Source organism: Streptomyces rimosus subsp. rimosus (genome assembly GCF_000720725.1).
Lineage (GTDB): Bacteria > Actinomycetota > Actinomycetes > Streptomycetales > Streptomycetaceae > Streptomyces > Streptomyces rimosus_A.
In genome coordinates this window covers 17,515-27,402 of record NZ_JOCQ01000108.1, presented here as the reverse complement: position 1 = coordinate 27,402, position 9,888 = coordinate 17,515, and the positions used below count along the sequence as shown (strand labels likewise).

The following is a 9,888-nucleotide window of genomic DNA, read 5'->3' as shown; positions in this document are numbered from 1 at the left end:
GTTACGGCGGGGGGCGGGGCCGGGGCGCGGCGCGCGGCCGGCCACGCCGTGTCCTGTTCGGCCGGGCACGCCCTCGCCCGCTCGCGCCAGGTCCGTACGAGCATCGCGGCCGCCACCACCAGCATCAGCCCGGCGAACGCCGTCATCAGGACCGTCGGGTCCAGCGCCGCGCTCCAGCGCGAGCCCAGGAACGTACCGGCGGTGCCCAGCCCGCCGAAGGCCGCGCCCGCCGCCCAGCGGACCCGGCCCGCGCGGGCGTGGCAGGCCAGGCCGGAGGCCGCGCCGATACCGACCACGACCAGCGCGCCCGCCGTGGCCTCGTGCGGCGACTGGTGCAGGAGGTAGACCAGCGCCGGTACGGCGAGGATCGACCCACCGCCACCGAGCGCGCCCAACAGCAGCCCGATGACCAGCCCGCAGGGCAGCGCCGTCACGGCTAGCAACGGCATGGTGCCCGACGGGGCGTCCGCGGCCCGCCCCCCGCCCTCATGACGGACACGACGCCCGGGGCGCGAGTTCGACCGCCCGGCTGTCGCTGGTCCACTCGGCGACGAAGGTGAAGCGGTCGCCGCGTACGACGGTCTCGCGCCACTCCACCGGCCGCTCCCCGGACCGGCCCAGCCGCTCGATCGCGAACGCGGGCTCGCGGTCGGCCAGCCCCAGCAGCCACGCCTGCCGGATGTCCGGCAGGAAGGGGTGGATGCGCTCCCGGCCGCCGGTGACCTTCACCCCGCAGCGCTGCTGCAGCTCCCCGTACAGCGAGGTGTGCCGGAAGTCGGCGTCGAGCAGCGGCTCGGCCACCTCGGCGGGCAGGTACGTGGTGTCGTGGGCCAGCGGCTCGCCGTCCGCCAGCCGCAGCCGCTCCAGGACGATCAGCGGGGCGTCCGGCACGAGACCGAGCTGGTCGGCGATCGGGCCGTCCGCCGTCCGCTCCAGCCGCAGCACCTCGCTGCGCTGCTCCACGCCCTGGCCCTCCAGCTCGCGGAAGAGGCTGTAGAGCGAACCGAGCGGCTGCTGTATGCGCCGGGTGTTCAGGCGGCTGGCCCGCCCCCGCTCGGCGATCACCAGCCCGTCCGCGCGCAGCTTGCGCAGCGCCTCGCGGACGGTGTGCCGGCTGACCTCGTACTCCCCGGTGAGCCGGTGCTCGGCCGGGAACTCGTCGGTGAACTCGCCCGCTTCCATACGGCGACGCAGGTCTTCGGAGAGCTGGGCCCACAGGGGAAGCGGTGAGCGCCGGTCCAGGGGACGCGGGCCCGGGGGATGTGCGGTCATGAAGTCGCCTCCGAGCGGGTACGGGCCGTACGTTGCGGGTCGTACGCGGGCGGGTCCCGCGTACGGTACGGGCGGGTCGGGCTGCACCGGCCGGGGCCGGGCCGCACCGGCGGGAGCGGCGGGACCGGACTGCACAGCCGAACTTGTCGGCAACGGCCTGGACTGCCTAATGTACGTACATCCGTGCATCCGCACAACAACCCCCCGCGGGGTCCGCGGCTCGGCGGGCCCGCAGGACCACGGAGGTCGACCGTGCACTTCGCGCAGTACTACCTCGACTGCCTCTCCCAGGCGTCGTACCTGATCGGCGACGAGACCACCGGACGGGCGGTCCTCGTCGACCCACGCCGCGACATCGACGACTACCTGCGCGACGCGGAAGCGGCCGGACTGCGCATCGAGCTGATCATCGAGACGCACTTCCACGCCGACTTCCTCTCCGGACACCTGGAACTGGCCCGCGCCACCGGCGCCACCATCGCCTTCGGCGAGGCCGCGGAGACGGGCTATCCGATACGGCGGCTGCGGGACGGGGAGCGGATATTCCTGGGGGCGGACACGGACGGAGCCGCCACGGGTGCGGCCGCCTCCGGCGTCACGCTCACCATCCTGGCCACCCCCGGCCACACCCCGGAGTCCATCTGCGTCGTCGTACACGAACAGCCGGACGCGCCCGAGCCGTACGGCGTACTGACCGGCGACACCCTCTTCGTCGGCGACGTGGGCCGCCCCGACCTGCTCGCCGCGACCGGACTGACGCCGGAGGAGATGGCGGGACGGCTCCACCGCTCCCTGCACGACAAGCTGCTCACCCTCCCCGACGCCACCCGCGTCTTCCCGGCCCACGGCGCGGGCTCCGCCTGCGGGCGCAACCTCTCCACCGAGACCACCTCCACCATCGGCGAGCAGCGCCGCTACAACTACGCGCTCCAGCCCATGCCGGAGGCCGAGTTCGTGCGCCTGGTCACGGCCGGGCAGCCCGCCACCCCCGGCTACTTCGCGCACGACGCGGCCCTCAACCGCGACGGCCACCCCCTCCTGGACACCGCGCCGCCGGCCGCCCTCAGCCTGGACGCGGCCCTGGCCGCCTGCCGCGACGCGGGCGCCGTCCTTCTGGACAGCCGCCCCCTCGCCGCCTATACGGAGGCGCACTTCACCGGGTCGCTGCACACCAGCCTGGACACCCGGTTCGCCGAGTACGCGGGCAGTGTGGTGGAGCCCGGCACGCCGATCGTCCTCATCAGCGACCCGGGTACGGAGTCCGAGGCGCGCCTGCGCCTGGCCCGTATCGGGTACGACCACGTCCTCGGCCACGTACCGGACCCGGCCGCCGAACTCGCCCGCCACCCCGACCTGGTGACGCGCACCCACCGCCTGCCGGCCGACGAAGCGCTGTCCACCGAAGCCCAGTTGGTCGACGTCCGCAACCCGTCCGAGTACGCGGCGGGCGCCCTCCCCGGCGCCGTCAACCTCCCCCTCGCCACCCTTCCCACCAGCTGCACGACCCTGGACCCGGACCGCCCGGTCGTCCTCTACTGCCGCAGCGGCAGCCGCTCCGTGATCGCCGCGGCCCTGCTGGAGGCCCGGGGGTTCCGGGACGTACGGGACATCGTCGGGGGGTACGAGGGGGCCGTTTCCGCCTGCGGATGAGGGCGGCCGCCCTGCGGGCGAACAGTGCCAGGCACGCCGTCGCGCATCCGGCCGCGGCCCCGGACAGGGCGGCGCCCGGGGCGGTTCCCGCGGGGGCCAGGCCCAGCCCGGCTGTCACGGTGATCGCGCACTTGGTCAGCCCGGACGCCTCGCCCACGCGGTCCGGGTGGACGACGGCCTGGGTGGCGGTCAGTACCAGGGCGCCCGCCACGCCCAGGGCCGCGGCGGCCACGGTGGCGGCTGCAAGCAGTACGAGCGAGGAGCCGCCGCCACCTGGACCTGGCAGCGCACCGGACGGCGCTGGTTCCAGCACCGTCGGCACTCCCAGCGCCGCCGGTACTCCCAGCGCCGCCCCCGCGAGGCCCAGGCAGGCGGCCATCGCCCGCTCGGCGGAGTGGGGCGGCACCCGCCCGGCCACCGGCCCGGCCGCGGCCATCGCCACCGCCGGTACGAGGAAGGCGGTCCCCGCGCCCAGTACGGACATCCCCAGTGTTTCCTGAAGCATCAGCGGGACCGCGAACAGCAGCACCACGGTTGCCGCGTTGGCCACGGCACCGGCTGAAGTGAGAGTCACGTACGGCCCGTTGCGGAAGAGGGAGCGGTCGACCAACGGCGCGCGCGATCGGCGCTCAGCGCGTACGAACAAGGCCCCGAGCACCAGTGCACCCGCAGCCCAACCGCCGGCGTGCCACCACGTGCCCGCGCTCTCCACGGCCAGTGCCGAACAGGCGGGCACCCCGGTCGCCAGGGCCAGCGTGCCCCAGCCCACCTCGCCCCTCGGCCCCCTCTGAACCGTTTGCCCCCTCCAGCCCCTCCGGCCTTCCCGGCCTCTCCGGGGGCCGCTCCCGTTCCGGGATTCCGGTGCCCGCCGGGCGGACAGCACCGCCGCCCCGCACAGCGGCACATTGATCCAGAACACGGCTCGCCAGGACAGGGCGTCGGCCAGCGCCCCGCCCACGAAGGGGCCGCAAGCCGTGGCCAGACCGGCCAGCCCGAGGGCGTACCCGGTCGCGACGCGCGCCCGCTCCGGCGGGAAGGAACGTGTCAGCAGAGCCAGCCCCACCGGCATGACCAGCGCCCCGCCCGCCCCCTGCGCCACACGGGTCGCCACCAGGAACGGCAACGACGGCGCCAGCGCGCACGCCGCCGACGTACCTCCGAAAAGCGCCAGCCCCAGTACCAGCAGCCGCCGCCTCCCGAACACATCGGCCAGCCGCCCGGCAGCGGGCATCAACGCCCCGGCCGCCAGCAGGTACGCACTGATCACCCACGGGCCCGCGGCTGCCGAGGCGTGCAGGTCCCGGCGGATCACCGGCAGCGCCATGTTCAGCGCAAAGGCGTCCAGCTGGACACAGAATCCACCGATCGCCACGGCCACCACGGCCCACAACCCACGACGACGCTCGCGACTCCACTCACACATCCGGCACACCGGCCCACCTCTCGCGCCGCGCGGGTGGGCGCGGCGCATCACGTACGGGAAGAGAAGGTGAAGGTGGGGGATTGGGCGTGCCGGAGACGGGGCAAAGACGTGAGGGCGCTTACGGGCACCTATGAGGTCCTACGGGTGAGGTCCTACGGGCACGTCGCCCAAGGGCACGAGAAGCGACGCTGCCCTGGGGGCGCCGCGAGAGCGGTTCGCACACCGTGCGCCGCGTGAACCGTCCGTACGGCTCGTACGGCTCGTACGGCCTGTACGGCGCGGCCGGCCGGTGCCGTACAGCGGACGTTCAGCGATCGTTGATCCTTGATCTTCATGCTGGTCCGCATGTTGCGCAGTGTGACCTCCGAGCATGCAGAAGCGACCCGGGTACCGCAAGAGCCCCCGGCGTCCCCGTCCCCGATAGCCCTCACCTGGCACGGCGAGCCGGGACGTCACGAGGAGCTGACCCACACCATGCTCATGGGCCAGGCCAAGCGGGCCGCGGCGGCGCTGGCCCGGCTCGGGGTACGGGCCGGCGACCCGGTGGCGGTGCACCTGCCGCTGGTGCCGGAGTCCGTGATCGTCACACTGGCCTGCGGTCGGCTCGACGCCGTGCGCACGACGCTGCCGGTCTACCTGACCGTGCCGGAGCTCGCCGCCCGCACCCGGGAGTCCGGCGCCAAGGTGGTCATCACGGCGGACGCCGCGTTCTGGGACGGAGCGGTCCGGCCGGTCAAGCCCGTACTGGACCGCGCGCTACGGCACGGCTGCCCCCAGGTACGGTCCGTACTGGTCGTCAACCGCACCAGCCGCCCGGTGTCCTGGACCGCAGGCCGCGACCACTGGTGGCACGAGGCCCTGGCCGTCCGCTGACGTCGGTCATCCGGGCCTGCCGTCCCTGCGCGCTGCTGTTACCCGCAACCGCCGCCCCGCCAACCCCAACCGGCCCCTGCCCCGGCGGCCGTACCCTGGAGGGGTGAGTACCACCCCTGAATCCCGGCCCGAGGCCGGTGCCTCCGCCGCCCCCGAGGCCGATATGGAGCAGGCCGGGCAGCCTGTGCGGCCCGCGCGGGCCGAGGCGCTGGCGGCGTTGATCTTCGATGATCCGTTGAGTCGGCCGTCGTCGGACGACACCGATCGTGGCTGGGGCGAGCGTCCGGGCGGCAGTGACAGCGCTGCCGACCTGGCGCGCTTCCTCGACGAAAAGCCGCCCCACCACCTCTGACCGAGGCGCCGGGGCGGCTTCGCCGTGGGGCCTGCGCCCCTTACTGCTGTGTCTTCTGTGTGACCACCGAGCCGACGCCACCGGTCGCCGATCCGCCGGCCGAGCCATTGGCCGAGCCGTTGCGCTGCGCGACGAGCGCGTCGCGGATCTCCATCAGCAGCTGGACCTCGGTCGGGTCGGCCGGGGCATTGTCCACCGGCTTCTTGGCCTCCTGGCGCGCCTTCCACTTGTTCATCGGCAGGATCATGAGGAAGTACACGACCGCGGCGGTGATCAGGAACGTCAGGACCGCGCTGAGCACCGATCCCCACAGGATGTAGATGCCGTCGGTGTAGTCGCCCGTCTTGGCATCCGTGTGGCAGGTGGTCAGGCAGGCCTTGTAGTGGTCGAGGTTCTGCGAGCCCAGGGCGCCGACGATCGGGTTGATGACGCCCTTGACCACGGTGTTCACGATGTTCGTGAACGCGGCTCCGACGACGACCGCCACAGCGAGCTCGATCACGTTGCCGCGCATCAGGAATTCCTTGAACCCCGTGAGTACGCCCGTCTTCTCGCTCACCTGAAAGCCTCTTTCCACACTCACTACGCACTGTGCAACGAACAGCACCGCAACCTACGGCAGGGCAGGGCGTGGCTGTCCAATCCCATGACCTGAACCGGTGAGCGGACAGAGTGTCCGTACGGATCGGCGTCGCGTTCTTCCGGTCGGCCGGGGAAGAGCCTTCCCACCGGCACGCCGAACGCACCCCGCCACTTTTGCCAGTGTGGCGAGCAAATCGGGCAAAGGCCACTCGATCTTGCCCGGCGATCCGGGGGGCGGGTCGTGCGACGGTCCTCGGAGCGGTCCTCGGAGCGGTCCTCGGAGCAGTCCTCGGTGCGGTCTGATGCCTCATGACCGCACCCCTTCCCGCTCCCCTTCGAGGTGCGTGCCCGGTGCCGTTCCCGGTGCCGTTTCCGGGGCCCCCGGCGCCGCTCCCGGTGCCGGTGCGGCGCAGGCGCCCGCGACGCCCGAGGCGCGCCCTTCGCCGCTCTGGTGGGCCGTCGCGGCCAGGGCCGCGGCCGTCATCGCCAGTCCCGCCGTCAGGGTCCGTCGTCGCCGCCGTACCGCGCGGCGCAGTCGGTGGCGTCCGCCGCGGGCCCGTACGGGAGCGAAGTGGGCAACCTCACACGGTGGAGGGAGGGGGAGCGGAGGAGCGGGGACGAGGGCCGGGGAGAGGCCGGAGAAGGCGTGGAGGGAGGAGGGTTGGGACACGGTGACCACCGCCTGCGGTGCCGGAAGGAATCGGTGCGGACGACCCCCACCGTGCCGGACCTCGCCGAAGCCCGCTCGGCCCTGTGGACGGCCGGACCCGCTACCCACGGGTTGTGGAAAACCCGCTCACCCGCCCGAGTGCCCAGGCCCTCTCACACCCGACCCAGCCCGGTTTCCGGCCCAGCCCAATCCCCCCAAGGCACGCCCGCATCTTCAGCTGATCCCCCTAAGGCGCCTGAATCCCCGACTCCACCCCCGCGAGCGCCTCCCCGCACAGGCAGCCCCGTTCCGCCGTCGCCGGCAAGGCGCCCACCGCGTCGAACAGCACCTCGCGCAGCCGCCCGACGTTTCGGCCGAAGACCTCCAGAACTTCCGCGTGCGAGACGCCCTGGCCCGTCTCCGTACCCGCGTCCAGGTCCGTGACCAGCGTCAGCGACGTGTAGCAGAGGCCCAGCTCGCGGGCCAGCGCCGCTTCCGGGTGGCCGGTCATGCCGACCACCGACCAGCCCTGCGCCGCGTGCCACCGGGACTCCGCGCGGGTCGAGAAGCGCGGGCCCTCGACGACCACGAGGGTGCCGCCGTCCACCGGCTCCCACGCGCGCCCCCGGGCCGCCGCGATCACCGCCTGCCGCCCGGCCGGGCAGTACGGGTCGGCGAACGGCACGTGCACCACGTTCGGCACGCTGCCGTCCGGCAGGGGCGTCCCGTCGAAGTAGGTCTGCTCCCTGGCCTTCGTACGGTCCACGAGCTGGTCCGGTACGAGCAGCGTTCCCGGCCCGTACTCCGCGCGCAGCCCGCCGACCGCGCACGGGCCGAGCACCTGCCGTACGCCGACCGACCGCAGCGCCCACAGGTTGGCGCGGTAGTTGATGCGGTGTGGCGGCAGGTGGTGCCGACGGCCGTGCCGGGGCAGGAAGGCGACCGGGCGGCCGGCCACCTCGCCGAGGAAGAGCGAGTCGCTGGGAGCGCCGTAGGGGGTGTCGACCGTGATCTCGGTCACGTCGTCGAGGAAGGAGTAGAAGCCGGACCCGCCTATGACACCGATCTCCGCGTCAGCCATGCGGTCACAGTAATCGGGGGGAGGGGCGGCGAGGAGGGCGCCGGGATGGCGTTTCCGCGTACGCCGAAGCCCCACCGTCCGCGACGGTGGGGCTTCCGCGAAGAGTTGCCGGGCGCTCGGCCCTGCCGGGAGGGAGCGCCGCTGGGGTGCTGCTCAGGCAGCCGACGTGCTGGGCGTCGAGCTGGAGCCCGACGAGCTCGAAGAGCTGCCGGACGACTTCGACTCGCCGCCCGAGGAGGACGAGGAACCCGACGACGACGAACCCGACGACGAAGAGCTCGTCGAGGACGAGGGGGACGACGCGGGGCTGCTGCTGGACGACGAGCCGCGGCTGTCGTTCCGGTAGAACCCGGAGCCCTTGAACACGATGCCGACCGCGGAGAACACCTTCTTCAGGCGTCCCTGGCAAGCGGGGCACTCGGTGAGCGCGTCGTCGGTGAACTTCTGCACCGCCTCAAGGCCCTCGCCGCACGCGGTGCACTGATACTGGTAGGTCGGCACTGTGACTTCCTCCTGGCACTCTCACTCAATGAGTGCTAACGACGCTCCATAGTGCAGTATTCCGGCCCGTCAGTCCACTGTTGCCGGGGTTCGGTGACCGACCCCACGTCCGATCACCCGGGTTTCGGAGCGCGGCACCAGGTGTCCCCGGAACACCGCCAGCACCACCAGCGCCAGCCCCGTACCGCACAGCGGCACCAGGAATCCGGCATGCGGACCGAAGTGGTCCGCCATCAGGCCGGCGACCGTGGACGCCGCCGCCTGGCCGAGGCCGACCGCGCCGGTGAGCCATGTGAAGGCCTCCGTACGGGCCGCGGCCGGCACCAGGGAGTCGATCAGCGTGTAGCCGGTAATCAGCGCGGGCGCGATGCACAGGCCCACCAGCAGGCCCACGGCGCCCATCAGGGGCGCCACGGCCACCGCCCACAGCGGAGTCGTCATCAGCGCCAGCAGCGCGTACGCGACCAGCAGGCGGCGCCGGGGGCCGACCTTCCAGGCGATCGCGCCGCAGACGATGCCGGCGAGCATGTTGCCCGCCGCGAAGACGCCGTACAGCAGGCCGTTGATGCCGGGCTGCCCGATGTCCTCGGTGAAGGCGGTGAGGGAGACCTGCATGCCGCCGAAGACCGTGCCGATGCCGAAGAGAGCCGCGATCAGGACCCGCAGGCCCGGCACCGACAGGGCCGAGACGCGCTTGGCGGAGCTGTCCGCGGACCGGTGCACCGGCGGCTGGCTGCGCCGCTGCGCCGCGAAGAGCAGGCCGCCGCCCAGCGTCAGGGCACCCTCGGCGATCAGGCCGGCCGCCGGGTGGATGCCGGTGCACAGCGCGGTGGCCAGCACCGAGCCGATGACGAAGGTGAACTCGTCGGTGACCGACTCGAAGGCGGTGGACGTCGGCATCAGAGGAGTGCCGGTCAGCTTGGCCGCCCACCGGGAGCGCACCATCGGGCCGACCTGCGGCGTCGAGGCGCCGGTCGGTACGGCGACGACCAGCAGCGCCCACAGGGGGGCGTGCGAGAGCGCCAGCGTGATCAGCGCGGCGACCGCCACGGCGTGCACCAGTACGCCGGGCACGAGCACCGCGCGCTGCCCGAACCGGTCCGCCAGCTTGCCGCTCTGCGGCGCGAACAGCGCCATCGAGACGCCGGTCACCGCGGAGACGACACCGGCGGTGCCGTACGAGCCGGTGGTGTGCTGGACGAGGAGCAGGATGCTGAACGTCAGCATCGCGAAGGGCTGGCGGGCCAGGAAGCCCGGCAGCAGGAACGCCCATGCGCCGGGGGTGCGCAGCAGCTGTCCGTAACCGGGACGGACGTCCTTGACCGGAGTCTGCTGGGCGGGGGTGGTCGTGTCCTGGGCGGCCTCGCCCCGGGCGCCCCTGCCCGCGTTGTCCTTGACCGCGGATGCCACGGCCGAGCCTTTCTGCCGCCTGGTAGCGCGCTGCCCGCCAGGTTGTCACGGGGTGCGCGCCGAGAGCTGTCCTCTCGCGCTGGACCGAGTGATAC

9 protein-coding genes and 1 pseudogene are annotated in these 9,888 nt (G+C 73.1%); 3 read left to right on the top strand and 7 right to left on the bottom strand.

Annotation, left to right across the window (positions count from 1 at the left end):
• Positions 1 to 449: sulfite exporter TauE/SafE family protein (locus IH45_RS0135590; RefSeq protein ID WP_158813379.1), on the bottom strand; the 449-nt coding region annotated here is incomplete at its 3' end.
• Positions 450 to 486: 37 nt separating this feature from the next.
• On the bottom strand, positions 487 to 1,272 hold the full coding sequence (locus tag IH45_RS0135585) for a GntR family transcriptional regulator (RefSeq protein WP_030678473.1): 786 nt from the start codon (positions 1,270 to 1,272) through the stop codon (positions 487 to 489).
• A gap of 252 nt (positions 1,273 to 1,524) precedes the next feature.
• Here IH45_RS0135585 and IH45_RS0135580 point away from each other — a divergent pair, with 252 nt between their 5' ends.
• A complete protein-coding gene (locus IH45_RS0135580; protein WP_030678472.1) occupies positions 1,525 to 2,922 on the top strand; it encodes an MBL fold metallo-hydrolase in 1,398 nt (465 codons plus the stop codon).
• A gap of 160 nt (positions 2,923 to 3,082) precedes the next feature.
• On the opposite strand, the pseudogene IH45_RS1000000147275 reads toward IH45_RS0135580, so the two are convergent.
• A pseudogene (locus tag IH45_RS1000000147275) lies at positions 3,083 to 4,246 on the bottom strand (MFS transporter); the annotation flags it as partial.
• A 444-nt stretch (positions 4,247 to 4,690) separates the two neighbouring features.
• On the opposite strand from IH45_RS1000000147275, the gene IH45_RS0135570 reads away from it, so the two are divergent.
• Together IH45_RS0135570 and IH45_RS01000000144465 are read left to right on the top strand one after the other, a co-directional pair.
• Entirely contained in the window at positions 4,691 to 5,218 is a 528-nt protein-coding gene (locus IH45_RS0135570) for an AMP-binding protein (RefSeq protein WP_234440798.1), read from the top strand.
• A 103-nt stretch (positions 5,219 to 5,321) separates the two neighbouring features.
• Positions 5,322 to 5,570, top strand: a complete 249-nt coding sequence (locus IH45_RS01000000144465) for a hypothetical protein (protein WP_032918890.1) — start codon at positions 5,322 to 5,324, stop codon at positions 5,568 to 5,570.
• Between the two features lie 40 nt (positions 5,571 to 5,610).
• Here IH45_RS01000000144465 and mscL read toward each other — a convergent pair whose 3' ends face one another.
• The 4 genes from mscL to IH45_RS0135545 form a co-directional block, all read right to left on the bottom strand.
• Positions 5,611 to 6,129 (bottom strand): large conductance mechanosensitive channel protein MscL, encoded by a 519-nt coding sequence (gene mscL / locus IH45_RS0135560; RefSeq protein ID WP_030678469.1) that lies wholly within the window; start codon positions 6,127 to 6,129, stop codon positions 5,611 to 5,613.
• A 919-nt stretch (positions 6,130 to 7,048) separates the two neighbouring features.
• The gene (locus IH45_RS0135555) at positions 7,049 to 7,882 is read right to left on the bottom strand and encodes an S-methyl-5'-thioadenosine phosphorylase (protein WP_030678468.1); all 834 of its coding nucleotides are present in this window, start codon (positions 7,880 to 7,882) and stop codon (positions 7,049 to 7,051) included.
• Between the two features lie 153 nt (positions 7,883 to 8,035).
• Positions 8,036 to 8,383 carry an FmdB family zinc ribbon protein gene (locus IH45_RS1000000147270; RefSeq protein WP_030678467.1) on the bottom strand — a complete coding sequence of 116 codons (348 nt, stop codon included), beginning with the start codon at positions 8,381 to 8,383 and terminating at the stop codon, positions 8,036 to 8,038.
• Positions 8,384 to 8,452: 69 nt separating this feature from the next.
• Positions 8,453 to 9,793 (bottom strand): MFS transporter, encoded by a 1,341-nt coding sequence (locus tag IH45_RS0135545; protein ID WP_030678464.1) that lies wholly within the window; start codon positions 9,791 to 9,793, stop codon positions 8,453 to 8,455.
• Between the last annotated feature and the right edge of the window lie 95 nt (positions 9,794 to 9,888).